We start from the raw sequence: 336 nt of genomic DNA, 5'->3' as shown, positions 1-336 counted from the left end.
TAGGTTCTATGGTAGGAGAGCGTTCTAAGGGCGTTGAAGCTAGATCGTGAGGACTAGTGGAGCGCTTAGAAGTGAGAATGCCGGTATGAGTAGCGAAAGACGGGTGAGAATCCCGTCCACCGAATGACTAAGGTTTCCTGGGGAAGGCTCGTCCTCCCAGGGTTAGTCGGGACCTAAGCTGAGGCCGAACGGCGTAAGCGATGGCCAACAGGTTGATATTCCTGTACCTGTTTGTTTTGTTTGAACAATGGAGGGACACAGGAGGCTAAGGAATGCGTGCTGCTGGATATGCACGTCCAAGCAACAAGTCTTGAAGTGAGTCAAATGCTTGCTTCT

1 rRNA gene is annotated in these 336 nt (G+C 51.2%); it reads left to right on the top strand.

From position 1 onward, the window contains the following. A 23S ribosomal RNA gene (locus ACEN4L_RS13520) occupies positions 1-336 on the top strand; the annotation flags it as partial.

It is taken from the genome of Desemzia sp. FAM 23988, assembly GCF_045528365.1.
Classification (GTDB): Bacteria; Bacillota; Bacilli; order Lactobacillales; family Carnobacteriaceae; genus Desemzia.
The sequence above is the reverse complement of the archived record's forward strand: the minus strand, read 5'-3'. Positions and strand labels throughout refer to the sequence as shown.